The following is a 22897-nucleotide window of genomic DNA, read 5'->3' on the forward strand; positions in this document are numbered from 1 at the left end:
TCAGCCCTCTCCGGGAACGGCGGACAACGCGCGGGGCGGCGCATCGTGGGCGGGCCCGCGGTCCGACGAGAACCCGGCCGCGGCGAGGATGTCGGGGACGCCGCGCTCGTAGCCGAACGCCATGAGGTGCACGCCGGCGACACCCGGCACCTCGCGGAGCGCCTCGATCGTCTCGACGCACACGCGGATGCCCTCGGCGGCCACGCGGTCGGACGGGACGCCGCGCAGCCGGCGTTCCAGGTGGTCGGGGACGTGGATGCCCGGGACCCCGGTGCGCAGATACTCGAGCACGCGCAGGGACCGGACCGGGCCGACGCCCGCGAGCACCGCGCAGCGCTCCGGGAGCCCGAGGTCCCGGACGTCGGCCATCCAGCGGGCGAACCCGTCGACGTCGAACACGTACTGGGTCTGGGCGAACTCCGCGCCGGCGGCGACCTTCTTCGCGAGCCGCCGCGCGCGGTAGGACGCCGGCGGCGCGAACGGGTTCTCCACCGACCCGATGAGCCAGCCGGGTCGCCCGGCCAGCTCGCGTCCGGAGAGCAGCTCGCCCTCGTCGCGCAGGGTCCGGGCGGTCCACGTGAGCTGCACGCCGTCGAGGTCGAAGACCGGCATCGCGTCGGGGTGGTCGCCGTAGCGCGGGTGGTCGCCGGTGAGCAGCAGGACGTTCGGGATGCCGAGCGCGCCCGCGGAGAGCAGGTCGGACTGCAGCGCCATCCGGTTCCGGTCGCGGCAGGTCACCTGCATGATCGGCTCGACGCCGGCGCGCTGGACCAGCACGCTCGCGCCGAGGCTGCCCATGCGCACGTGCGCGCCCTGGTTGTCGGTGACGTTCGCGGCGTCCACCCAGCCCCGCAGCATCTCGGCCTTCGCCACGACGGCGCCCGCGTCGGCACCCCGGGGCGGCCCGATCTCGGCGGTGACGGCGAAGCGGCCGGCGGCGAGGGTCGCGCGCAGGCCGTTCCCAGGACTCGTCCTCACTGCGGGGTCAGCCCGAGCTCGCGGCGCAGCAGCGGGCGGTCATCGCGCGGCGCGGTCCACAGGTCGGCGTCGCGTCCCTGCCAGTGGTGGAGCCAGGAGCTCTGACCCCACCGGCGGTGGTCGAGCGGACGCTGCAGGCGGTCCATGTCCTCGCCGTGGCCGGACGCCTCGGCCCGCTCGTGGGCCGTCACCCAGACGCAGGTCATCTCCGGGTACACCTCGCAGCGCCCCTCCGGCGAGACGCCCCCGCACGGGCCGTTGCGCAGCTGCTTCGGGCAGGTCTGGGGGCACGCGTACCCGGTGGCGGGCAGGGCGCACTGCCCGCACATCCGGCATCCGTAGAGCCGTTCCTTGCTGGCGCGCTCGCCGCGGGTGAAGGCCCGCTCCAGCCCCGGGTGGCGCTCGACGAACGATGCCAGCGCCCCGTAGGCGCGGTGGCGGGCGAGGACGGCGTGGGCGGCGTAGCTCGCCCGCGCCGAGATCCGGGGTGTGCGCGGGCGGGGCCACGAGGTGTCCGGGACGGAGTCCACACGGGTCCTTCCTGACCACCGACGGCGGCTGGGTGACGCGGAATCCAGCCTGGCAGCCCGGCGGCGCCGATCCCTCGGGGCCGACACCAAGGTTCGGCGTCGCGACCTTGTGGTGTCCGACAAGCGACCGGGCGCGGTTGGGCCTCCTGGAGCAGCGCCACGCCCCGGCGCACGTCCTACGGTCACGCCGTGGCGCGATCCGGGTCCGGCGAGTCGGTGCTCGAGCGCGTCGTACGGATCCTCGAGGCCTTCACCCCGCGGTACCCCGTGCTGACCGTCGGGGAGGTCGCCCGCCGCGCCGACCTGCCGGTGGCGACGGCGTCGCGGCTGATCGCGGAGCTCGTCGGGCACGGCCTGCTCTCCCGCGACGAGGACCGCCGCGTGCGGGTCGGGACGCGGCTCTGGGAGCTGGGCTCGCGGGCGTCGCCGACGTCGTCGCTGCGCGAGCTCGCGATGCCGGTGCTCGAGGACCTCCTGCGGGTGGTCGGCCACCACGCGCAGCTCGGGGTGCTCGACGGCGAGGAGGTGCTGTTCGTCGAGCGGCTCTCCGCCGAGCACGCCGTCATCAACTACACCCGGATCGCGGCGCGGCTGCCGCTGCACGCGTCGTCGTCGGGTCTCGTCCTGCTCGCCTACGGCTCCGAGGTCCTCCAGGAGCGCATCCTCGCGGGGACGCTCGCGCGCTTCACGCCGGCGACGATCACCGACCCCGGCGAGCTGCGGCGCCGCCTCGCGGACGTGCGTCGCCAGGGGTTCGTGCTCTGCCCCGGCTTCCTCCACGTCGACGCGACGGGCATCGCGGTGCCGGTGCGCGACGAGAACGGTCACGTCGCGGCGGCGGTGTCGGTGATCGTGCCCAACGACGAGCACGCCCGTGGGTACGTCCCCGTCCTCACCGCCGGCGCGCGGCAGATCGAGCGCCGGCTCATGCAGGCCCCCACGTGAGCGAAGTTCCCGGCTATAGCCGGGAACTTCGCTCACATCAGGGGACCCGTCTCATTGAATGAGAAGGCCGTTCCGACCACGGCGGCGACCTCGTCATCCTCGGCGCATGGACAGCACCGCCGTCGACCGCCTCGTCGTCACCGGGAAGTCTCCGGCCGCCGAGGGCGTCGCGGTCCTGGAGCTGGCGCGGCCGGACGGGCGCCGGCTGCCGGACTGGACGCCCGGGGCCCACATCGACGTGACGCTCGCGAACGGCGAGACCCGCCAGTACTCACTGTGCGGGGACCGGTGGGACGCCCACCGCTACCGGGTCGCGGTGCTGCGCGAGGTCGACGGCCGGGGCGGCTCGGCCTACGTCCACGACGAGCTCGCGGCGGGCGACCCGGTGACGCTCGGCGGGCCCCGCAACAACTTCGCGATGGTGCCCTCGGCGCGCTACGTCTTCGTCGCCGGCGGTATCGGGATCACGCCGCTGCTGCCGATGATCACGCAGGCCGAGCGGGTCGGCGCGGAGTGGACGCTGCTCTACGGCGGCCGCCGGCGCGCCTCGATGGCGTTCCTCGACGAGCTCGCCCCGTACGGCGACCGCGTGCACGTGGTGCCCCAGGACGAGGCGGGGCTGCTGCCACTGGCGTCCTGGCTCGGCGAGCCGCGCACCGACACCGTCGTCTACTGCTGCGGCCCGGCCCCGCTGCTCGCGGCCGTCGAGCAGACGGTCGCCGCGGCCGGCTGGGCGCCCCACCGGCTGCGCACCGAGCGGTTCACCGCCGCCGAGGTCGGCGCGCCCGTCCGGGACGCCCCGTTCACCGTCGAGCTCACCCGCACCGGGACGACCGTCACGGTCACCCCGCAGATCTCGGTGCTCGCGGCCGCTCGAGACGCCGGGGCGACGACCCTGTCGTCCTGCGAGAAGGGCACCTGCGGCACCTGCGAGACCACCGTGCTCGGCGGCGTGCCCGACCACCGCGACTCGATCCTCGCCGACCACGAGCGCGCCGCCGGCGACTGCATGTTCCCGTGCGTCTCCCGGTCCTGCACCGACCGTCTCGTCCTGGATCTCTGAGGGGTTCCGACATGACCACCACCACCGCCCTGCCCGCGGTCGCCGCCGTCGACCCGTTCTCCCCCGAGGTGCTCGAGGATCCGCTGCCGTTCCAGGCGGCGCTGCGCGACGCCGGGCCCGTCGTCCCGCTGACCCGCTACGACGACCTCTACGGCATGGGCCGCTACGCCGACGTGCACGCCGCGCTCGTCGACTGGCAGCGGTTCTGCTCGTCGGCCGGGGTCGGTCTGTCGAACTTCCGTCGCGAGGCGCCGTGGCGTCCGCCGTCGCTGCTGCTCGAGGCCGACCCGCCGCACCACGACGCCCCGCGCCGGGTGCTCGCGCCGATCCTCGGCCCGCGGGCGCTGCGCCGGCTGCGCGAGCGGTGGTTCGCCGTGGCCGAGGAGCACGTCGACGCCCTGCTCGCGGGCGCCGGCCCGGTCCTCGAGATCGACGCCATGCCCGCGCTGGCCGAGGCGTTCCCGCTGCGCGTGTTCCCCGACGCCGTCGGCATCCCCCGCGAGGGCCGCGAGCACCTGCTGCCCTACGGCGACCACCTGTTCAACGCCTTCGGCCCGCCGAACGACCTGGTCGCGAGGGGCGCGCCGCACGTCGCCGAGCACGCCGGGTGGGTCAACGCGCAGTGCGCCCGCGAGGTGCTCTCCGACGACGGGTTCGGCGCCGCGATCTGGGCCGCCGCCGACCGCGGCGACATCACCCACGACCAGGCGCCGCTGGTGGTGCGCTCGCTCCTGTCGGCCGGCGTCGACACCACGGTCCACGGCCTGGGTGCCGTCCTGCGCGCGATGGCCACCCATCCCGGGGCCTGGGACCGGTTGCGCGCCGACCCGACGCTGTCGCGGGTGGCGTTCGAGGAGGCCATCCGCTGGGAGTCGCCCGTCCAGACGTTCTTCCGCACCGCCGAGGTCGACGTGCCGGTCGGCGACACCGTCGTCCCCGAGGGCGCCAAGATCCTCATGTTCCTCGGGTCCGCCAACCACGACCCCCGGCACTGGGACGACCCCGATGCCTTCGACCTCGACCGCGACCCGTCGGGCCACGTCGGCTTCGGCATGGGCCTGCACCAGTGCGTCGGCCAGCACGTCGCGCGCCTCGAGGCCGAGGCGCTGCTGACCGCGCTGGCCGCCCGCGTCGAGCGGATCGAGGTCGCGGCCGAGCCGACGCGGCACCTCAACAACACGATGCACGCCTTCGCGACCCAGCCCGTGCGGCTACACCTCGCGGGCCTGTGACCATTGACATGGCCGTACTGATTAGTAGGACTTCCGAGTAACCGCGGACCACCGGCACCGTGGAGTGCGGGCGTCGTCCACCACGGCGTGACCGCACCCTCGTGGAGGTCCCCCTCGTGCCGCCAGCCCCCATCGCCGCGCGTCCCGCCCCCGTCACGACCGGGGAACGACTGCTGGGACTGGGCGCGTACCGGCCGCGGCGCACGGTGGACAACGACGAGGTCTGCGGGCCGCTCGAGGACGTCGATCCCGACTGGGTGGTCGCCCGCTCCGGAATCCGGACGCGCCGCTTCGCCGGGGTCGACGAGACGGTCGTGGCCATGTCCACCGCCGCGGCCGGCGATGCCCTCACCGCGGCCGGGCTCACCGCCTCCGCCCTCGACGCGGTCCTCGTCGCGACGATGTCGCCCGACACCGCATCCCCGCAGGTCTCCACCCGCGTCGCCGCCGAGCTCGGCACGACCGCTCCCGCCTTCGACCTCGGCGCCGCGTGCTCCGGGTTCTGCTACGGCCTCGAGGTGGCGGCCTCGCTCATCCGCGGCGGCACGGCCCGCCACGTGCTCGTCGTCGGCGTCGAGCGCATGAGCGACCTGCTCGACCCGCGTGACCGCGGCACCGCGTTCCTCTTCGGCGACGGGGCCGGGGCGGTCGTCGTCGGACCCGCCGACGAGCCCGGCATCGGCCCCGTGGCCTGGGGCAGCGACGGCGGGCAGGCCGACCTCATCGTCCACTCCCCCACCTGGCAGGAGGCGGCACGGGGCGCCGGGGACGGGGTCCCCGGCCTGCGCATGCAGGGGCCCGCGGTGTTCCGCTGGGCCAGCACCCAGATCGCGCCGCTCGCGGAGAAGGCCCTCGCCGCCGCCGGGGTGGGCGTCGACGACCTCGACGCCTTCGTGCCCCACCAGGCCAACAACCGGATCACCGACGGGATCGTGCGCGCACTGGCGCTGCCCGACGGCGTCGCCGTGGCCCGCGACGTCGTCGACACCGGCAACACCTCGGCCGCGTCGGTGCCGCTCGCGATGCACGCGCTGCTGACGGGCGGCGAGGTCCGGGCGGGCGACCTCGCCCTGGTCTGCGGCTTCGGCGCCGGCCTGACCTACGCCGCCCAGGTGCTCACCCTGCCGCCGGTGGCCCCGTCGTCGGCGCCCCGCGAGGGCTGACCGGCAGGCTCGCGACCTCGTGGCGCCAGGCGGTGTCGTGGGTGAAGCCGCCGCCGAGGTCGGGGAGCTCGGCGAGGTCCTCGGGCGGCAGGTCCACCGGGAGCCCGCCGGCGCGCGCCACGGCGAGCGTGAGCCCGGCGAGGGTGTCGACGCTGCGGGCGCGCAGCACCGCCTCGGGCACCGACGCGCCGGTGGCCGTGAGGCCGTGGCCGCGCAGGAGGACGACCGGCCGGTCGCCCATCGCCGCGACCATCTCGGCGGCGAGCGCGCGGTTCCGGATCAGGACCGCCCGCGGGTACACCGGGATGCCGGCGGCGGCGAGGTGCGCACCGGGGATGTCGAACGCGCCGACGATCGGGCGCAGGGCCAGGCCCGCGAGGTCGGCGGCGACGGTGTCGGCGGGGTGGGCGTGGACGACGACCTCGACCCCCGCGCGGGCGCGCAGCACCTCGGTGTGCAGGGGCAGCTCGTTCGGGACCGCGTAACCGTCGTCGAGCTCGCCCGGCGCGCCCGGCTCGCCGTCGAGCGTCACGAGGCGGATGTCCTGCGCGGTCGTGAAGGCGAGCCCGCGCTCGTGGGGGCCGCGACAGCGCACCAGCAGCCGGTCGGGCGCGACCCGCAGGCTGACGTGCCCAAGGACGCCGGGGGCGAGGCCGCGGTGGGCGAGGACCCGGCAGGCCGTGGCGACGAGCTCGCGCGTCATGCCTTGGCCCCCATCCCGCCGTCGGGGTGGGCGACGTCGCCGGTGATGCCCCGGGCCCGCTCCGAGGCGAGGAAGACGTAGCTCCACGCGTGGTCCTCGCCGGCGAGCGCCACCTGCAACGGCACACGGGCGGCGATCGCGGCGGCGCGCTCGGGGCCGTCGTCGAGGCGCTCGCCGTCCAGCCCCAAGCTTGCGGCGCCCCGCAGGTCGGTGTGCACGGTGCCGCCGGGGGCGACGGCGTTCACCCGCACCTCCGGGGCCAGCTCGTGGGCCAGGCTCGTCACCAGCCCGCGGACGGCGAACTTCGACGCCACGTAGAGCACCCCGCCGCGGCCCGGGTAGTACGCCGAGGTCGACGACGTGAGCACCACCGAGCCCCGGTGCGCGCGCAACTCGGGCAGGGCGGCCCGCACCCCGTGCAGGTGGCTCTTGACGTTCACCGCGAACACCTCGTCGAACGCGGCGTCGAGGACGCCGGCGTCGATGTCGCCGAGCCCGCTGTAGAAGTCGAAGATCCCGACGCAGCTGACGAACAGGTCGAGGCCGCCGAACGCCTCCACCGTCGCCGCGACCGCGCGCTCGTTGTCCTCGCGGGTGGTGGCGTCGCCGGTGACGACGGGGACGCCGACGGTCCGCAGCGCCGCCGCCTTGTCCGGGTCCTTCTCCAGCACGGCCACGCGGGCGCCCTCGGCGCGGAACGCGTCGACGACGGCCCGGCCGATGCCGGAGCCGGCCCCGACGACCAGGGCCCGCCGACCGGCGAGCCAGTCAGTCATCGGGCCCGATCTCCAGGGACCCGTACGGGTTCCCGACCATCGCCGAGAACACCTCGTCGGACTGCCAGGTCAACGCCTCGAGCTCCAGCGGGCACAGCGCCACCCACTGCCCCGAGCGCGGGGACTCGATCATCAGCCGCGCGCCGTTGCGCGTCTCGACCCTGCGCACGCGGATCTCGGCGAACTCGTTGGCGACCGTGATCTCGTCGCCGTGGGAATCGTTGCTGCTCACAGGAAGATCGCCAGATTCTGGGTCCGCAGCACGGACTCGTCGACGCTGATCGTGCGGCGGGCGAGCATCCAGTGCCCGGCCGAGGGCACGGTGCCCGACGGGTCGCGGCGCAGCAGGTCCTCACGGCCCGCCGAGATCAGCGACGGCTCGCGGACGTCGCCCCGGCTGCGGAAGAGCAGCACCGCGGACTCGACGATCACCTCCTCGACATCGGAGCTGTCGGTGCCGTCGACGGCGAAGGTGCGGACGTTGCCGAGGTGGTGACGCAGCCGCGAGGGCGGGTCCTCGGTCCACGCGTGCTCGGTGGCGAAGCGCGCCACGCGCCGGGACAGCGAGTAGTGGTCCTCGTCGAAGTGCGCCATGCCCGTCGCGGTGTCGAACCCGGCGCCGCGTGCGGTGGTCACGCGGACCGGCATGAGGTAGCGGATGTCGCTGGTCATCAGGGAGAGCCAGGTGTCGTAGTCCTGGGTGTCGAGCAGCGCGGCCTCGTCGACGAGGAACTGGTGGGCCTCGAGGTGCCGGGGGTCGCCGAAGGGCAGGCAGCGCCCGAGGGTGCGGGGGGCCGGCGCGAGCGTCACGACACACCCCCGAGGTCCGTCTGCTCGGGCTCCGGGACCGGCGTCTCCAGGCAGTCGGCCCAGGCCCGCAGCATCGCGCGCTGGTTGTACTCGCCGAAGCCGACGTACGCGACGCCCGGCCCGGAGAAGTGCGCGAGGGGCGCCGACACCGGCTTGTCGTCCGCCAGCAGCCCCATCCGGTTGTTCAGCTTCAGGCGCCGGGCCATCGAGCCCGCGGCCGTCGAGGTGATCGACACCCAGTTCTCGACGTCGTCCTGCTCGAACATGCCGGTCGAGCCGAAGCACATGAGGTAGGCCTTGTAGGAGAGCTCCTTGAAGCGCTCCGGGGCGTTGCGGTCCACCGCGAACCACGACAGCACCTCGGTCTCGTCGGCCGAGACCGGCTGCCACTGACGCAGGGAGATGAACGGGACGACCTCGTCGGATTCCGTGTCCTCCACCTTGGGCCAGTTGTGCACGAGGCTGAGGTTCGGGAACACCGACGCCGCCGAGACCATGAAGCCGTCGTCGCCCACCAAGCGCAGCTGCGCATCGCTCCAGGTCGAGCGCATGCGCGCGATCATCTCGTCGGGGTAGCCGACGTAGCGCAGGCGCTCGTCGAGCGAGCCGGGCGGGAGCTTGTAGGTCGTCCCACCGCCGCTGCCCGCCCAGTAGAGCGCGCCCTCCTTGCGCTTGGAGGCCTTCGGCTCCCGGAACAGGCCGATCTCCACGACGCTGGAGTGGGTGTGGGGCGTGTGGTAGCTGTCGCCGGCGAAGTTCTCAGCGCCGATCTTCCAGTTCGCCTTCACGCGCCAGCGCTGCGGGCCGACCAGCTCGATGCCCTCGGGGCTCTGCTGCGTGTAGAGGTCGAGGTAGAACGCGAAGTCGCCGAGGTACTCGCGCAGCGGGGCCGCCTGGGCGTCGAGGCTGACGAAGATCAGCCCGTTGTAGACGTCGAGCGACGGCGCCGGCAGGAGCGTCTGGCCCTTCTTGCGGAACCCCTCCTCGCCGCCGTAGGCCTCGCCGTGGAAGGGCAGGCCGACGAGCCGGCCGTCGTTCTTGTACGACCAGCCGTGGTACGGGCAGCGGAAGTGCGACGCGTTGCCCACCTCGGCGCGGCAGACCTGCATGCCGCGGTGCAGGCACATGTTGAACAGCGCCCGCACGACGCCCGACTCGTCGCGGCTGATGATGAAGGAGTCGTCGACGACCCGTCGCACGACGTAGTCGCCGGGCTGCGGGACCTCGGACTCGTGCGCGACGAAGATCCAGGAGCGTCCGAAGACCCGCTCCTTCTCGAGGGCGAAGAGCTCCTCGTCGTTGTAGATGTGCGCGGGCACCATGCCGCGCCGGACGTCCCCGAGGACGGCCCCGTGGTCGCTCATGGTGAGCTCCCGTCTTCTGCTCCGCAGACAACGTTTCCTCTACGGAGAGAGTGCGGTCCGCGAGCGGGCGCCGTCAAGCACGTCAGAGGAGGAGCGCGTCGATCTCGCGGGCGGCCTCGCGGACCGCGGTGAGCATGGCGGACCACCGCGGCTCGCCGAGGCGGCTCACGGGGCCCGAGGCGTTGATCGCGTGGTGCGGCGTGCGGGCGGCGGTGAGAGCGACGGCGATCGAGCCGACGCCCTCCTCGCTCTCCTCGTGGCTGGTGGCGTAGCCGTCCCGGCGGATCGCGGCGAGCGCGGCGAGGAGCTCGGTGCGCGTGCCGATCGAGTGGTCGGTCATGCGCGCCAGCTGCTCGTGCGGGTAGAGCACGGCCACCTCGTCGTCGGTGAGCGTCGCGAGCATGGCCTTGCCGTTCGACGTGCAGTGCGCCGGCACCGACCGGCCGAGCCGTCCCCCCACGCGCAGCGCCCGGCTGCTCTCGAGGGAGTCGATGAAGTGCACCTGGTCGCCCTCGAGCCGTCCCAGGTGCACGGTCTCCTGGAGGTCGGCGTTGAGCTTCTCGAGCACCGGGTGCGCGCGGGTGCGCACGTCGAGGCGCCGCAGGATCCCCATCGCGACGCCGTCCAGCGACGGGCCCGGCACGTAGCTGCGCGTGGCGGCGTCCTGCCGGACGAAGCCGCGGTACTGCAGCATCGCCAGCAGTCGGTGCGCGGTCGAGGAGGCGACGCCGAGGTAGTGGCTGACGTCGGTCAGGCGCAGCCGCGGCTGGTCGCCCATGAGCAGCAGGACCTTGAGCGCGTTGTCCACCGAGTCGATCGGGTACTGCGGCGTCGACCCGAACTCGGGGGCCGTCGCCGGCGAGGCGCGATCCATGGGCCGAGCCTACGGACTGTCTGCTCTGCAGAAGACGCGCCGACCGGGTGGACAGGCACCGCTCACGCGGCCGGCAGCACGAACGCGATCCACGTGACCACCGGCGCCACCACGATGAGCGTCAGCCCCCACCCGAGCAGCGTGCGGAAGACCTTCGGGCGCCCCTCCTCCGGCACGTTGGCCAGCGTCAGCGCGCCGACCGACGAGAACGGCGTGGAGTCGACGACGGTCGCGGACACCGCGAGGGCGACGATCACGCCCGCCGCCCCGATCTGCCCGGCGACCAGGAAGGGCGCGGCCAGCGGGATGAGCACGCCCAGGATTCCCGCACTCGAGGCGAACGCCGAGGTCGCGGCACCCACCAGGCAGAGCAGGAACGCGACGAGCAGCGGGACACCGAGCCCGGAGATGCCCTGGCCGACCACGTCGATCGTGCCGTAGCGCGAGAGCGCCTCGACGTAGGTGACGACGCCGCAGATCAGCAGGACGACGCTCCACACGATGCGCTTGTCGGCGCCGGCGACCCGCTGCGGGAAGGCGAGGTGCAGCAGGGCCGCCGCGATCAGCGCGAGGAAGCCGATCTCCGCGCCGAACACGAGCGCGCCCACCGCCACCGCGAGGATCACGGTGAGAGTGATCCACTGGTCGGGGCGCAGGACCGTGCGTTCCGGGGCATCGGCGACGACCACCGGCGTCGGCGTGGCCGCCGGCGCCGTGACCGTGCCGGACGTGCCCACGGGGGCACCCCCACCCGCGCCGTCGGGCTCCTCGGCCGGGCGCGGCGCGGGGACGTCGGTGCCGCCGGAGGGGACCGCCGCCCGGCTCTCGCGCACGAGCGTCAGGCCGCCGAAGATCAGGTAGGCGGCCACGCCGAGCGCCAGGTTGGCGGCGAGGTTGCCGAAGAACAACTGGGCCGCCGAGACCTCGAGCCCGTTGGCCGAGGCAGCGCGGTTGACGATCACGGAGAGGCCGTTGAGCGGCGAGAAGTTCCCGGCCGACGAGCCGTGGATGACCATCAGGGCCGAGAGTCGGCGGTCGATGCCGTAGCGCTCGCCGAGCCCCAGGCACAGCGGCGCGAGCATCGCGACGCCCGCCGGTCCGAGGGCGCCCGCCATGGTGGGGATCGCGGCGAACAGGAAGATCAGCCAGGGGACCAGGGGCGGGCGATCGCCGAGCAGCCCGCAGGCGCGGTCGACGACCCACCCCAGCGTGCCGTTCACGGTGGCGATCCCGAAGAGGTACGTCACGCCCACGAGCAGCACGAACAGGTCCGGCGGGAAGCCCGACAGCAGCTCGTCGACGTCCTCCCCCGCCACGAGCGTGCCGATGAGGAACGTCGCGATCAGGGCGAGCACGCCGATGTTGACGGGGCGCAGCGTGCCGATCACGAAGATCAGCACGAGGCCCACGATCCCGATGACGTGGATGGACACGTGGCCTCCCGGGAACTCCAGCAGAAGTGTTCTCTGCGGTGAAGAAGAGTGTCTGGCAGGCTCGCGTCGTGTCAACCGTCACAGCGCCCGAGCCGGGAGGACCGATGTCCGAGGAGTCCCCGCCGCCCCGCCCGGGCGCCGACCTGGTGGTCGACTGTCTGGCCGCCGAGGGCGTGGACCTGGTCGCCGGCGTCCCGGGGACGACGGTGATGGAGGTGATCGACGCGATCGCCCGCCACGACGGCGTGCGCTACCTGCACACCCGCCACGAGCAGGTGGCGGGCTTCCTCGCCGACGGCCTCTCGCGCGGCGGGCGCCTCGGCGTCTGCCTCGTGTCGCGCGGGCCGGGCGCCGCCAACGCCGCGATCGCGGTGCAGAACGCCTACGACGAGTCGGTGCCGATGCTGCTGCTGGTCGGCCAGGTCGCCGACCGGATCGTCGAGCGCCGCGCCTTCGAGGAGGCCGACGTCGTCGCCGCCTTCCGGCCGATGAGCAAGTGGGCGGTCGAGGTGCGCCGGGCCGACCGCATCCCCGAGCTGCTGCAGCGGGCGGTGCGCACCGCCGTCTCCGGACGGCCGGGGCCCGTCGTCGTGTCGCTGCCCCTGGACGTCCTGCAGGAGCCGGTCGACCCCGCCGTCGGCCCGGCGCAGCGCTGGCGTCCGCACCGGCCGGCACCCGACCCCGACGGCGTCGCGGAGGCGGCTGCGCTGCTCGCCGCGGCCCGGCGGCCGGTGCTGATCGTCGGCGGCGGGGCCGCGGGCGCACCGGAGGCGATGACCGCGCTCGCCGACCGGGCCGGCGCGCCGCTGGTGACCACCTGGCTGCGGCAGGGCGCGGTGCCCCACGACCACCCCGCCTACCTCGGCGGCCTCGGCTACGGCGTCCACGACGTGACCTGGCGAGCGGTGCACGACGCCGACGTCGTCGTCGCGCTGGGCTGCCGGTTCTCCGAGTTCAGCACGCGACGCTGGACCCTCCTGGCCGACGACGTCCGCCTCGTCCACGTCGACGTCGACCCCGTGGAGCTCGGGCGCGTGTACGTGCCCGCGGTGGGCCTGGTCGCCGACGCCGCGGCCGCCGCGCGGGCGCTGGCCGCGGCGCTGGACGCCCCGCCCGAGGAGCGGGTGCGCCGCCGCGACGCGTTGCGCGCCGAGTACGCCGAGGCCGCGTCACCGGGCTCGCCGGTGCTCGACGCCGACGACCCGCGCGGCGGGGTGAGCAGCCGCGCCGCCCTCGCCGCGCTGGCCCCGCTCGCGTCCGGCGACGACGTGCTGCTCGTCCAGGACGCGCCGAGCTTCGGACCGTGGACCCACCGGTACCTGCCGCTGCCGGTGCCCGGGCGCTTCCTCGGGTCGGCCGGCGGCGCGATGGGCTGGGGGCTGCCGGCGGCTATGGGGCTGTCGCTGGCGCGTCCCCGCGAGCGCGTGGTCTGCGTCAGCGGGGACGGCAGCTTCTGGATGGTCGCCCAGGACCTCGAGACCTGCGTGCGCGAGGACATCCCGATGATCAACGTCGTCATGAACAACAACGCCTACGGCAACACCCGCGACCGCCAGCGCCTCGCGCACGAGGGCCGCTACCTCGGGGTGTTCTACGGCAACGCCGACCTGGCCGGGTTCGCGACGTCGCTGGGCGGCTTCGGGGTGCGCGTCGAGCGCGACGACGAGCTGGCGCCGGCCCTCGCCGCGGCGCTGGCCCAGGACCGGCCTGCGGTGATCGATGTGATCCAGGACCCCCTGTACGGCCTGCCCCCGGGCCTCGAGCCGCCGGCCACCCGATGAGCCGCGTCCCGATCACCCTCGCCTGCTGGGACTACGACCGCACCCGCGCCCTGGAGGACGGCACGGTCACCGTCGACGGCGTCGACCTGACCTACCTGCGCCTGCCGGTCGAGGAGACCTTCTTCCGGATGCTGCGCCACGGGGAGTTCGACGCGGCGGAGATGTCGCTGGCGTCGTACGTGACCCGGGTCGGGACGGGCGACCCCTCCTTCGTCGCGATCCCCGTCTTCCCGTCGCGCGCCTTCCGCCACCACGGGATCTACGTCCATACCGGCGCGGGCATCCGGCAGCCCGCGGACCTCGCCGGACGCGTCGTCGGCGTGCCGGAGTACCAGCTGACGGCCTGCGTCTGGATCCGCGGCATCCTCGCCGACCACCACGACGTCCCCGTCGCCTCGGTGCGCTACCGCACCGGCGGGATGCACGCGCCCGGCCGCGTCGAGAAGCAGGCGCTCGACCTGCCGCCCGAGATCGACATCGCCCCGATCCCCCCGGACCGCACGCTCGCGGACATGCTGGTCACCGGCGAGATCGACGCGCTCTACGCGCCGCGCACCCCGCGGCCGCTGCGCGAGGGACGCCCCGAGGTGGCCCGATTGTTCGCCGATCCCCGGGCCGCCGAGGAGCAGTACGCCGCCGCGACCGGGATCTTCCCGATCATGCACGTGGTCGTGCTGCGCGCCGACGTGCACGCCCGGCACCCCTGGCTCGCGCGATCACTGCACGACGCGTTCGGGCGGGCGAAGGCGGTCACCGAGGAGCGCCTCGTCGAGGTCGCCGCGAACCCGACGATGCTGCCGTGGCTCTACGACGAGATCGAGCGCGTGCGCGGCGTGCTCGGTCGCGACTTCTGGCCCTACGGCCTCGAGGCCAACCGGGCGGTGCTCGCGACGTTCCTGCGCTACGCCCACGAGCAGGGGCTGACCGCGCGCCGCCTCGAGCCCGACGAGCTGTTCGTGCCCTCGACCCGCGAGGACCACGTGGTCTAGCGCTCGGGAAGGGCCTGCGTCGCCGCCACCGGGTCGTCGCCGGGATCCGCGCTCTGCCGCATGGCCGCCCGGAGCGCCACGCGCCGGAACACCTCGGGGTCCGACGTCAGCGCCGCCACCCGCCGCCACCGGTCGAGCGTCGTGAAGAGCTCGACGAGGTCGCCGCTGATCTTCGCGTCGTCCAGCGCCTGCGCGTAGGCCGCGTCGAACTCCGCCCGGTCCTCGGGCGAGAGCACCACGCGGATGGCCGCCGGCGACGCCCCCTTGGCCAGCGGGTGTCCGGGAACCGGCTGCTCGTCGACCGAGTACATCGCCTTCATCGACCCGACCCTAGCCGCCGCGCCCGCCTCCGTGCCGCAACCGCACGACGGAGGCGCGATGTCGGGGGCCCCGCTAGCCTCCGACCGAGGTGAGGGCGATGACGACGGTGCGCCAGCTGCGCAAGGCCCTGGGCCAGGTCCGCGCCGAGGAGACGACGGACGACGAGGGTCGGCCGACGTTCGCCGTGGACGGGCGGGTGTTCGCGGTGCTCGACGGGAGCCACGTGCGTCTGCACCTCTCGGCCCCCGACGTCGCCGCGCTCACCGCGGCGTACCCGACCGCCGAGCCCGCACCCGACGGAGCGACGCTGGCCCTGGACGAGATCGACGGGCAGCAGCTCAACCACTGGGTCCGCCGGGCCTGGGCCGCCCGGGCACCCCGGGAGCTCGCCGGGACCGCGGCCGCCGCGGCGACGGCACGCCCGGGCGAGGTGGGAGACCTGCCCCGGGCGATCGGCCGACCGGCCACCCGTGCGCTGGCCGACGCCGGCGTCACCACCCTCGCGCGCGTCGCCGCCATGCCGCGGGAGGAGCTGCTCGGCCTGCACGGTGTCGGGGCGAAGGCCGTCCGGGTGCTGGACGAGGCGCTCGGCCGCGGTGAATCCTCGTGACGCCCCTCCCCCGCACCCCTCCAGGAGCGACCACCGTGCGCGTGTCGACGCTGACCCGCTACCCCGTCAAGTCGATGCTCGGCCAGCCGCTCGAGGAGGCCCTGCTCGCGACCGCGGGGCTGCCGCTCGACCGCCGGTACGGGCTGCTCGACGCCACCACCGGGCTCGTCGCCACGGCGAAGCACCCGCGGCTGTGGCGCCGGCTGCTGCAGTACACGGCGTCGGTGGAGGACGATCGCGTGCGCGTCACCGCCCCCGACGGCCACACCCTCGACGTCGACGACCCCCGGCTGTCCGACGAGCTCGCGGCCGACCTCGGCCGGGTCGTCACCATCGCCGCCGCGCGCCCGGGCGGCGCGGAGGTGGAGCGGCCCGACCCGGAGGACGTGCTCGAGCACGGCGTCGAGCACGAGGTCGCGGCGCCCACGCTGGAGATCTCGATGGGCAGCGCCGCGGACACGTTCGTCGACTACGCGCCGGTCCACCTCATCACCACCGCGACCCTCGACCACCTGGGCATGGACGCGCGGCGGTACCGGCCGAACCTCGTCGTCGAGTCCGACACCGCGCCCTTCGCCGAGACCGACTGGGTCGGCCGGGAGCTCACCGTGGGCGAGGCGACGCTGCGGATCGTGCTGCCGACACCGCGCTGCTCGGTGCCGACGCTCGAGCACGGCGACCTGCCCCGGGCGCCGGAGGCGCTGCGGCCGCTGCTGTCCGGCAACCGCGTCGACGTCCCGGGGTTCGGGGTGCTCCCGTGCGCCGGCGTGTACGCGGAGGTGGTGCGCGGCGGCACCGTGCGGCGCGGGGACACGGTCACCCTCGTCTAGGTTCGCGGACGTGATCAGGCGCCTCGGCGACGACGTGGGGCCCAGGTGGCAGGGAGGCGCGATGACCATCGCGTTCGACGACGGGCAGGTCGTCACCGTCGAGACCTCGGAGCCGGACTTCGTCTTCACCGCCGTCGTGCCGCCGCGGCACGCCGGCCCGCCCGCGCACCGCCACCGCCGCGAGCGCGAGGTGTTCACCGTCGAGTCCGGGCTGCTGATGGTGCGCCTCGGCCGCGAGCGGCACCTGGTGCAGCCCGGCGAGACCGTGAGCGTGCCGCCGGGGACGACGCACGCGTTCGCCAACCCCTTCGACGAGCCGGTCCGTCTGCGCACGGTCGAGACCCCGGCGGGGCCGCTGCAGGCGCAGCTTCGGGCGATGGCGGCCGCGACGGGCGCACCGCCGCTGCGTGAGCTGGCCCGGATCAACGCCGAGCACGACTGGTCGTTCACCGTGGCCGGACTCCCCGACCGCCCGCAGCGGGCGCTGTGGCGGCTGCTGGCGTGGTCCCCGTCCCGAGATCGGCAGGCCGGGCCCCGGAGGTAGGGACCGTCGGGCCACCCGGATCGGGGAGGGACCCCGACGTGTGGCCCCGGATCGCGCCGGAGAACCATGGCTCCATGGCTGCGGACGACCCCGTCGAGCAACCGGCGGGCACCCCCGGCGACGTCGTCGCCGCCTTCGAGGACATCCCCGCCGTGCTCTGGGCGTTCGAGGGCCCGGAGCACCGCGTCGTCGCCGCGAACCGCCTCGCCCGCGCGAGCATGGGCTTCCGTCCCGGGATCGTCGGGCGCCCCATCCGGGAGGTCGCGCCGGAGCTCGACGGCCAGCAGGTGTTCGAGACCCTCGACGAGGTCTGGGCGCGGGGCGAGCCGGTGATCGGTGACGAGCGGCGGATCCTCGTCGACCGCGACGGCGACGGCCGCCTCGAGGAGGACTGGTACTCCTACACGTTCGTCCCCACGCACCACCCGGACGGGTCGATGCGGGGCATGACGGTGCACATCGCGCGGGTCACCGACGAGGTGCTGCGCCGGCGGCGGGCCGAGCTCTCGGCCGCGGAGTCCGAGCAGCGCCGGCAGGCCGCGCAGGACGTCGTGCTCACCCTGCAGCGGTCGCTGCTTCCGGGCGGGCTGCCCGTGCTGCCGCAGGTCCGGCTGGCGGCGCGGTACGTGGTGGCCGGGCGGGAGCTCGCGGCGGGCGGCGACTGGTTCGACGCGGTGCCGCTGCCCGACGGGCGGGTGGCCGTCGTGGTCGGCGACGTCGTCGGCCACGGCGCCGCGGCCTCGGCGGCCATGGGCCGGCTGCGGGCCGTCGGGGCGAACGCGCTCGCCGCGGGCCGGGACGTCCTGGGCGCCCTCGCCGAGCTCGACCGGTTCGCGGGCCGCGAGCGCGCGACCCGCGCGACCACCGTGTGCGTCGCCGTCCTCGATCCGCGCTCCGGCGACCTCGAGGTGGCCGCCGCCGCGCACCCGCCGCCGCTGGTGGTCACCGCGGAGGGCACCCGCGCTGGGTCGAGGTGGCCGCCGGGGCGCCGCTCGGGACCGGCGGCGCCGGGGCACCGCGGGTGACCTCCGACCGGCTCGGGCCCGGTGACGTCCTCGTCCTCTACACCGACGGCCTCGTCGAGCGGCCGGGGCGCACGCTCGACGACAGCCTCGAGGCTCTCGCCCGTACCGCCGTGGCGGCCGGCCACGAGGCCGTCGAGGACGACGCGACGGTGCCGACCGCGCAGGTCGACCGGATCGCCGCGCTCACCGTCGAGCGGATGGGCTGGACCGGCGGCGGGCACACCGACGACGCCACCCTGCTCGCCGTGCAGCTCATGGCCGAGCCCCTGGCGCCGCTGACGCTGGAGGTCGCTCCCGACCCCCGTCGCCTCGGACGGATGCGCCGCGCGGTGGGGGCCTGGCTGGAGCACGCCGGGGTCGGCGAGGACGACGCGATGGCACTGGTCCACGCGGTGGGCGAGGCCGTCACCAACGCCATCGAGCACGCCTACCCGGAGCCGCCCGCCGACGGCGTCGGCGCCCGCGTCCGGGCGGCGCTCGACGACGAGGGCCGGATGCACGTGACGGTGACCGACACGGGACGTTGGCACCCCGCGCCCGACGACCCGGGCGGTCGCGGGCGCGGCCTGATGATGATGCGCGGGCTCGTCGAGCACGTGGACATCACGGCCGGCCCCACCGGCACGACGGTGACCCTGGTGGCGCCGGTGCACCGCGAGGTCTCGGTGGGCAGCTACGACGACGAGGCCGCGGTCTCGGGTCTGCGGGGCGTCGACCGCGAGCTCACCACCACCGCGGAGCCGGAGCCCGGCGTGCTCGCCGTGGCCGGTCCGATCGACACCGGGACCGTCGAGCGCTTCCGCCACGGGCTGCTGGCCGCCGCCCGCGGCGGTGCCCGCGGGCTCACCGTCGACCTCGACGCCGTGACGGTGTTCTCCAGCTCCGCCGTGCAGGCGATCCACGAGCTCCGCGGCGCGCTCCCGGGCCTGCGGCTGCGCGCAGGCCGGGGCAGCGTGGCCGGCCGGGTCCTCGACCTCACCGGCCTCTCCGACCTGATCGACGAGGTGCCCGACGGCGCCGCGATGGCCTGACACCCGCGTGACACCCGTATGGACACGGACGGGGGCGCGGCGGACAGCGAGCCCTCGTCGGCGGTGCGCCCGCCTCGTGTGACGATGGTCGGCCTGTCTTGCTGGACGCGGTGGAGAAGGAGTGCGTGTGGACGCCCGGGCCGACGATGCGGACGACCCGTCGACCGACGACGAGGTGGTCCACGAACCCGGTGAGATCACGTACGCGGAGCACCTCCACCCCGCGCGCCCGCGGGCGCTGCGCCACCGGGCCCGGGTCCGCTCCCCCTTCGAGCGCCGGTCCAGCGCGCGCGACGGCGAGCCGGTGGGCACCAACCCCACCTACGTCTCGTGGCTGCTCTCGGAGTCGATGCTCGCCGACGCCAACACGATCGCCCGCCAGTTCTCCGGCCAGGGCTCGATGTGGCAGAACCCCTACGCCGACCCCAACCCGCGCCTGGCCGTCGACACCGCGTCGGTGTGGTTCACCGCGTACCCGCTGTCGCTGATCACCCGTCCCGGCCAGTCGTTCCTCGCCGCGCTCGGCGAGGAGGAGCTCTGGTCGTCGTTCGCCGACATCGGCATCGAGGCCGTGCACACCGGGCCCGTCAAGCGCGCAGGCGGCATCTCCGGCTGGGGGCACACGCCCAGCGTCGACGGGCACTTCGACCGCATCTCCACGGTCATCGACCCCGCCTTCGGCTCCGAGCAGGAGTTCCGGGCGATGTGCGGGATGGCGACGTTCTACGGCGGCACGATCATCGACGACGTCGTGCCCGGCCACACCGGTAAGGGCGCGGACTTCCGGCTCGCCGAGATGGGCTTCGCCGACTACCCGGGCATCTACCACATGGTCGAGATCGAGCCCGACGACTGGCACTACCTGCCCGACGTCCCGGCCGGCCGCGACTCGATCAACCTCGACGCCTCCACCGAGGAGCGCCTGGAGAAGGCCGGCTACATCATCGGGCGCCTCCAGCGCGTCATCTTCCACGCGCCCGGGGTCAAGGAGACCAACTGGAGCGCGACCGCCGCGGTGGCCGGCGTGGACGGCATCGAGCGCCGCTGGGTGTACCTGCACTACTTCAAGGAGGGCCAGCCCTCGATCAACTGGCTCGACCCGTCGTTCGCGGGCATGCGCCTGACGATCGGCGACGCGCTGCACTCCCTGGCCGACCTCGGGTCGGGAGCGCTGCGCCTCGACGCCAACGGGTTCCTCGGCATCGAGAAGAGCGCGGCGGAGGGGCCGGCGTGGTCGGAGGGCCACCCGCTCTCCGAGGCCGCCAACCACCTCATCGCCAGCATGGTCCGCAAGGTCGGCGGGTTCACCTTCCAGGAGCTGAACCTGACGATGGACGACATCCGCGAGGTCGGCGAGGCCGGCGCGGACCTGTCCTACGACTTCGTCACCCGTCCCGCCTACCACCACGCGCTGGCCACGGGCGACACCGACTTCCTGCGCCTGTGCCTGCGAACGAGCCTCGAGACGGGCATCGACCCGGCCTCGCTCGTGCACGCCCTGCAGAACCACGACGAGATGACCTACGAGCTGGTCCACTGGTCCACCGGGCACCGCGACGACGTCTTCACCTTCCGCGGCGAGCCCGCCACCGGCGCCGAGATCGGCGACACGGTGCGCCGCGAGCTCGCGACCGCGCTCGCCGGCGAGAACGCCCCCTACAACCTGGTGTTCACCACCAACGGGATCGCCTCCACCACGGCCACGGTGATCGCCGCCGCCCTCGGCGTCCGGCGCCTCGACGACATCACCGAGGACGACGTCGTCGACATCCGCCGCGTGCACCTGCTGCTCGCGATGTACAACGCGATGCAGCCCGGCGTCTTCGCCCTCTCCGGCTGGGACCTCTGCGGCATGCTCACGCTGCCGCCCGAGCAGGTCTCCGACCTGCTCGCCGAGGGCGACACCCGCTGGATCCACCGCGCCGCGCACGACCTCATGGGCCACAACCCCGATGCGACCCGCTCCGCCGAGGGCATGCCGCGCGGCCGCAGCCTCTACGGCTCGGTGCCCGACCAGCTCGCCGACGAGGCGAGCTTCCTGCGCCAGCTCCAGGCGATCCTCGGCGTGCGCAAGCACTACGGCATCGCCACCAGCCGTCAGGTGGACGTCCCCGACGTCAGCCACCGCAGCGTGCTCGTGCTGGTGCACGCTCTCGACACCGGCGAGCACCCCCGCCACGCGCTGACCATCCTCAACTTCGGCGCCGAGCCCGTGCCCGCCACCGTGCGCTCCACGGTCCTGCCTCCCGGCGGCACCGTGATCGACATGTTCACCCAGGAGACCGTGGGCGTCGTCGACGACCTGCACGCGGTGGGGATCGACCTCAACCCCCACCAGGGCGTCGCGATGCTGGTGCAGCCGCCGCCGGCTACTTGATCTTCTTCAGCGTGAGGTGCGAGTCGATCCGCGCCAGGCCGGGCGTGCGGGCGAGGCGGTCGACCACGAACGCCTCGTAGGACTCGAGGTCGCGCGTGGCGACCCGCACGAAGTAGTCGGGCAGCCCGAACATGCGGCGCAGCTCGACCACCTCGTCGAACGCCGACACCTCCTCCTCGAAGGCGAGGAAGTCGTCGCGGTGCTTGCTGACGAGGTCGATGTTGACCAGCACCTCGAACCCGCGCCCCTCGACCACGGGGTCGATCTCGGTGCGGTAGCCGATGATGATGCCGTCGTCCTCGAGCCGCCGCACCCGGCGCAGGCACGGCGCCGGCGTGAGCCCGACGCGTTCGGCCAGGTCGACGTTCGGGATACGGCCGTCACGGCGCAGCTCGTCGAGGATTGCGCGATCGATCTCGTCCACGCACTGATGATGCCGAAGTTGCGACGAGTGCGCACCTGGTTCGCCATCGGGTGGCGCGGCATTCGTCCTAACGTTGCCCCATGAGACAGGTCGACCTCCGCGACGCGCTGCGGGACGTCGCCGCCGTGGGCCCGGGCATGGGCGTGCTCGGCACGAGCTTCGGGCTGCTCGTCGTCGGCTCGGGACTCGACTGGTGGTGGGCGCCGGTCTTCAGCGTCGTGGTGTTCGCCGGCTCGCTGGAGTTCCTGCTGGTCGCCCTCGCGGTGGCCGGCACCCCGCTGGCCGCGATCGCCGTCACGACGCTGCTGGTCAACGGCCGGCATGCCTTCTACGGCCTGTCGTTCCCACTGCACCGCATCCGCAGCCGGGCGGGCCGCGTCTACGGCGTGCTCGCGCTCACCGACGAGGCGTACGCGCTCTACACCGCCCGTCCCGCTGCCTCGCTGTCGGGCACGCGCATCGTCACCGGCCAGGCGCTGATGCAGGCGTGCTGGGTGGGGGGCGGCACGATCGGCGCCGTGGCCGGGAGCGGGTTCGGCCTGCACGTGCCCGCGCTGGAGTTCGTGTTCACCGCGCTGTTCGTCGTGCTCGCCACCGAGGCCACCGTGGCCGGGCGCGAGGCCACCGGGCCCCTGCTCGCCGTCGCGTGCGCGCTGGTCGCCCAGCTCGTCGCCCCCGCGGAGATGCTGCTGGTCGCGATGGGGCTCTTCGTGGCGGCGCTGCTGGGGCGGCACCGGTACTCGGCATCGCGGGAGGCCGCACGTGCCTAGCACCGGCTACCTGATCGCGGTCGTCGCGGTCGCCGCCGCGATCACCGTCGCCCTGCGCGCCGCGCCGTTCGCGATGACGGCGACGCTGCGCTCCTCGGCCCTGGTCGCGGACCTCGGGCGCCACCTGCCCGCCGGGATCATGATCATCCTGGTGGTGCACGTGCTGGGCGACGTCCCCCTCGACGGCCCGCTGGTGGGGGTGCGCGAGCTCGTGCCGGTGGCGGTGACGGTCGCCGTCCACCTGTGGCGCCGCAACGCCCTGCTCAGCATGGCGACGGGCACCGCCTCCTACGCCGTGGCGCTGGCACTCGTCCCGGGCTGAGC

Annotated in this window: 24 protein-coding genes and 1 pseudogene; 14 read left to right on the top strand and 11 right to left on the bottom strand. The window is 74.4% G+C overall.

Annotated features, from left to right (window positions below; genetic code table 11):
• Together ACQPYN_RS24595 and ACQPYN_RS24600 are read right to left on the bottom strand one after the other, a co-directional pair.
• Window positions 1-978 (bottom strand): methylenetetrahydrofolate reductase, encoded by a 978-nt coding sequence (locus ACQPYN_RS24595; RefSeq protein WP_433028816.1) that lies wholly within the window; start codon window positions 976-978, stop codon window positions 1-3.
• Window positions 975-1508, bottom strand: a complete 534-nt coding sequence (locus ACQPYN_RS24600) for a methylenetetrahydrofolate reductase C-terminal domain-containing protein (RefSeq protein ID WP_433028818.1) — start codon at window positions 1506-1508, stop codon at window positions 975-977. The genes ACQPYN_RS24595 and ACQPYN_RS24600 overlap by 4 nt, the downstream gene beginning before the upstream one ends.
• Window positions 1509-1697: 189 nt before the next feature.
• Between ACQPYN_RS24600 and ACQPYN_RS24605 the strand changes: the two genes are divergently transcribed.
• The 4 genes from ACQPYN_RS24605 to ACQPYN_RS24620 all read left to right on the top strand — a co-directional run bounded on the left by ACQPYN_RS24605 (window position 1698) and on the right by ACQPYN_RS24620 (window position 5911).
• A complete protein-coding gene (locus tag ACQPYN_RS24605; RefSeq protein WP_433028820.1) occupies window positions 1698-2453 on the top strand; it encodes an IclR family transcriptional regulator in 756 nt (251 codons plus the stop codon).
• Between the two features lie 106 nt (window positions 2454-2559).
• Window positions 2560-3516 carry a PDR/VanB family oxidoreductase gene (locus ACQPYN_RS24610; protein WP_433028822.1) on the top strand — a complete coding sequence of 319 codons (957 nt, stop codon included), beginning with the start codon at window positions 2560-2562 and terminating at the stop codon, window positions 3514-3516.
• 11 nt (window positions 3517-3527) lie between these two features.
• Window positions 3528-4748, top strand: coding sequence for a cytochrome P450 (locus ACQPYN_RS24615; RefSeq protein WP_433028824.1), 1221 nt, complete (start codon window positions 3528-3530; stop codon window positions 4746-4748).
• 116 nt (window positions 4749-4864) lie between these two features.
• Window positions 4865-5911 (top strand): beta-ketoacyl-ACP synthase 3, encoded by a 1047-nt coding sequence (locus ACQPYN_RS24620; RefSeq protein WP_433028826.1) that lies wholly within the window; start codon window positions 4865-4867, stop codon window positions 5909-5911.
• Here ACQPYN_RS24620 and ACQPYN_RS24625 read toward each other — a convergent pair.
• The 7 genes from ACQPYN_RS24625 to ACQPYN_RS24655 all read right to left on the bottom strand — a co-directional run bounded on the left by ACQPYN_RS24625 (window position 5865) and on the right by ACQPYN_RS24655 (window position 11871).
• Complete coding sequence (locus ACQPYN_RS24625) at window positions 5865-6614, bottom strand: class II aldolase/adducin family protein (RefSeq protein WP_433028828.1); 750 nt, start codon at window positions 6612-6614, stop codon at window positions 5865-5867. The genes ACQPYN_RS24620 and ACQPYN_RS24625 overlap by 47 nt on opposite strands.
• Entirely contained in the window at window positions 6611-7390 is a 780-nt protein-coding gene (hcaB, locus tag ACQPYN_RS24630; RefSeq protein WP_433028830.1) for a 3-(cis-5,6-dihydroxycyclohexa-1,3-dien-1-yl)propanoate dehydrogenase, read from the bottom strand. Before hcaB ends, ACQPYN_RS24625 begins: the two co-directional genes overlap by 4 nt.
• Window positions 7383-7622 (bottom strand): dihydrodiol dehydrogenase, encoded by a 240-nt coding sequence (locus ACQPYN_RS24635; protein ID WP_433028832.1) that lies wholly within the window; start codon window positions 7620-7622, stop codon window positions 7383-7385. Before ACQPYN_RS24635 ends, hcaB begins: the two co-directional genes overlap by 8 nt.
• On the bottom strand, window positions 7619-8200 hold the full coding sequence (locus ACQPYN_RS24640; RefSeq protein ID WP_433028834.1) for a 3-phenylpropionate/cinnamic acid dioxygenase subunit beta: 582 nt from the start codon (window positions 8198-8200) through the stop codon (window positions 7619-7621). Before ACQPYN_RS24640 ends, ACQPYN_RS24635 begins: the two co-directional genes overlap by 4 nt.
• Entirely contained in the window at window positions 8197-9564 is a 1368-nt protein-coding gene (locus ACQPYN_RS24645; RefSeq protein ID WP_433028836.1) for an aromatic ring-hydroxylating oxygenase subunit alpha, read from the bottom strand. Before ACQPYN_RS24645 ends, ACQPYN_RS24640 begins: the two co-directional genes overlap by 4 nt.
• Window positions 9565-9646: 82 nt before the next feature.
• Window positions 9647-10438, bottom strand: coding sequence for an IclR family transcriptional regulator (locus ACQPYN_RS24650; RefSeq protein ID WP_433028838.1), 792 nt, complete (start codon window positions 10436-10438; stop codon window positions 9647-9649).
• Window positions 10439-10500: 62 nt separating this feature from the next.
• The gene (locus ACQPYN_RS24655; protein WP_433028840.1) at window positions 10501-11871 is read right to left on the bottom strand and encodes an SLC13 family permease; all 1371 of its coding nucleotides are present in this window, start codon (window positions 11869-11871) and stop codon (window positions 10501-10503) included.
• Window positions 11872-11975: 104 nt separating this feature from the next.
• On the opposite strand from ACQPYN_RS24655, the gene ACQPYN_RS24660 reads away from it, so the two are divergent.
• Both ACQPYN_RS24660 and ACQPYN_RS24665 read left to right on the top strand, forming a co-directional pair.
• Complete coding sequence (locus tag ACQPYN_RS24660; RefSeq protein WP_433028842.1) at window positions 11976-13652, top strand: thiamine pyrophosphate-binding protein; 1677 nt, start codon at window positions 11976-11978, stop codon at window positions 13650-13652.
• The gene (locus ACQPYN_RS24665) at window positions 13649-14641 is read left to right on the top strand and encodes an ABC transporter substrate-binding protein (protein WP_433028844.1); all 993 of its coding nucleotides are present in this window, start codon (window positions 13649-13651) and stop codon (window positions 14639-14641) included. The genes ACQPYN_RS24660 and ACQPYN_RS24665 overlap by 4 nt, the downstream gene beginning before the upstream one ends.
• Here ACQPYN_RS24665 and ACQPYN_RS24670 read toward each other — a convergent pair.
• Entirely contained in the window at window positions 14638-14961 is a 324-nt protein-coding gene (locus ACQPYN_RS24670) for a DUF6247 family protein (RefSeq protein ID WP_433028846.1), read from the bottom strand. The two genes, ACQPYN_RS24665 and ACQPYN_RS24670, sit on opposite strands and share 4 nt — an antisense overlap.
• Window positions 14962-15059: 98 nt before the next feature.
• Between ACQPYN_RS24670 and ACQPYN_RS24675 the strand changes: the two genes are divergently transcribed.
• The 6 genes and pseudogenes from ACQPYN_RS24675 to treS all read left to right on the top strand — a co-directional run bounded on the left by ACQPYN_RS24675 (window position 15060) and on the right by treS (window position 21379).
• Window positions 15060-15572: a helix-hairpin-helix domain-containing protein gene (locus ACQPYN_RS24675; protein ID WP_433028848.1), complete on the top strand. Its 513-nt coding sequence runs from the start codon at window positions 15060-15062 to the stop codon at window positions 15570-15572.
• A gap of 35 nt (window positions 15573-15607) precedes the next feature.
• Window positions 15608-16402, top strand: coding sequence for an MOSC domain-containing protein (locus ACQPYN_RS24680; RefSeq protein WP_433028850.1), 795 nt, complete (start codon window positions 15608-15610; stop codon window positions 16400-16402).
• Between the two features lie 61 nt (window positions 16403-16463).
• Window positions 16464-16946 (top strand): cupin domain-containing protein, encoded by a 483-nt coding sequence (locus tag ACQPYN_RS24685; RefSeq protein WP_433028852.1) that lies wholly within the window; start codon window positions 16464-16466, stop codon window positions 16944-16946.
• Window positions 16947-17020: 74 nt separating this feature from the next.
• Window positions 17021-18162: pseudogene (locus ACQPYN_RS24690) on the top strand (PP2C family protein-serine/threonine phosphatase); the annotation flags it as partial.
• Between the two features lie 63 nt (window positions 18163-18225).
• A complete protein-coding gene (locus tag ACQPYN_RS24695) occupies window positions 18226-19002 on the top strand; it encodes an ATP-binding protein (RefSeq protein ID WP_433039019.1) in 777 nt (258 codons plus the stop codon).
• Window positions 19003-19129: 127 nt separating this feature from the next.
• A complete protein-coding gene (gene treS, locus ACQPYN_RS24700; protein ID WP_433028854.1) occupies window positions 19130-21379 on the top strand; it encodes a maltose alpha-D-glucosyltransferase in 2250 nt (749 codons plus the stop codon).
• Here treS and ACQPYN_RS24705 read toward each other — a convergent pair.
• Window positions 21372-21803 carry an Lrp/AsnC family transcriptional regulator gene (locus ACQPYN_RS24705; RefSeq protein ID WP_274198089.1) on the bottom strand — a complete coding sequence of 144 codons (432 nt, stop codon included), beginning with the start codon at window positions 21801-21803 and terminating at the stop codon, window positions 21372-21374. The two genes, treS and ACQPYN_RS24705, sit on opposite strands and share 8 nt — an antisense overlap.
• An 80-nt stretch (window positions 21804-21883) precedes the next feature.
• Between ACQPYN_RS24705 and ACQPYN_RS24710 the strand changes: the two genes are divergently transcribed.
• On the top strand, window positions 21884-22573 hold the full coding sequence (locus tag ACQPYN_RS24710) for an AzlC family ABC transporter permease (protein WP_433028856.1): 690 nt from the start codon (window positions 21884-21886) through the stop codon (window positions 22571-22573).
• Window positions 22566-22895: a branched-chain amino acid transporter permease gene (locus ACQPYN_RS24715; protein ID WP_433028858.1), complete on the top strand. Its 330-nt coding sequence runs from the start codon at window positions 22566-22568 to the stop codon at window positions 22893-22895. The genes ACQPYN_RS24710 and ACQPYN_RS24715 overlap by 8 nt, the downstream gene beginning before the upstream one ends.
• Window positions 22896-22897 lie beyond the last annotated feature (2 nt).

The organism is Actinomycetospora sp. CA-053990, from assembly GCF_050948445.1.
GTDB classification, from domain to species: Bacteria; Actinomycetota; Actinomycetes; order Mycobacteriales; family Pseudonocardiaceae; genus Actinomycetospora; species Actinomycetospora callitridis.

Coding starts and splice junctions, on each gene's coding strand:
- ACQPYN_RS24625 (WP_433028828.1), bottom strand. CDS start 6,614: ATGACGCGCGAGCTCGTCGCCACGGCCTGCCGGGTCCTCGCCCACCGC.
- ACQPYN_RS24710 (WP_433028856.1), top strand. CDS start 21,884: ATGAGACAGGTCGACCTCCGCGACGCGCTGCGGGACGTCGCCGCCGTG.
- ACQPYN_RS24610 (WP_433028822.1), top strand. CDS start 2,560: ATGGACAGCACCGCCGTCGACCGCCTCGTCGTCACCGGGAAGTCTCCG.
- ACQPYN_RS24670 (WP_433028846.1), bottom strand. CDS start 14,961: ATGAAGGCGATGTACTCGGTCGACGAGCAGCCGGTTCCCGGACACCCG.
- ACQPYN_RS24645 (WP_433028836.1), bottom strand. CDS start 9,564: ATGAGCGACCACGGGGCCGTCCTCGGGGACGTCCGGCGCGGCATGGTG.
- ACQPYN_RS24675 (WP_433028848.1), top strand. CDS start 15,060: ATGACGACGGTGCGCCAGCTGCGCAAGGCCCTGGGCCAGGTCCGCGCC.
- ACQPYN_RS24685 (WP_433028852.1), top strand. CDS start 16,464: ATGACCATCGCGTTCGACGACGGGCAGGTCGTCACCGTCGAGACCTCG.
- ACQPYN_RS24615 (WP_433028824.1), top strand. CDS start 3,528: ATGACCACCACCACCGCCCTGCCCGCGGTCGCCGCCGTCGACCCGTTC.
- ACQPYN_RS24660 (WP_433028842.1), top strand. CDS start 11,976: ATGTCCGAGGAGTCCCCGCCGCCCCGCCCGGGCGCCGACCTGGTGGTC.
- ACQPYN_RS24665 (WP_433028844.1), top strand. CDS start 13,649: ATGAGCCGCGTCCCGATCACCCTCGCCTGCTGGGACTACGACCGCACC.
- hcaB (WP_433028830.1), bottom strand. CDS start 7,390: ATGACTGACTGGCTCGCCGGTCGGCGGGCCCTGGTCGTCGGGGCCGGC.
- ACQPYN_RS24695 (WP_433039019.1), top strand. CDS start 18,226: ATGGCCGAGCCCCTGGCGCCGCTGACGCTGGAGGTCGCTCCCGACCCC.
- ACQPYN_RS24650 (WP_433028838.1), bottom strand. CDS start 10,438: ATGGATCGCGCCTCGCCGGCGACGGCCCCCGAGTTCGGGTCGACGCCG.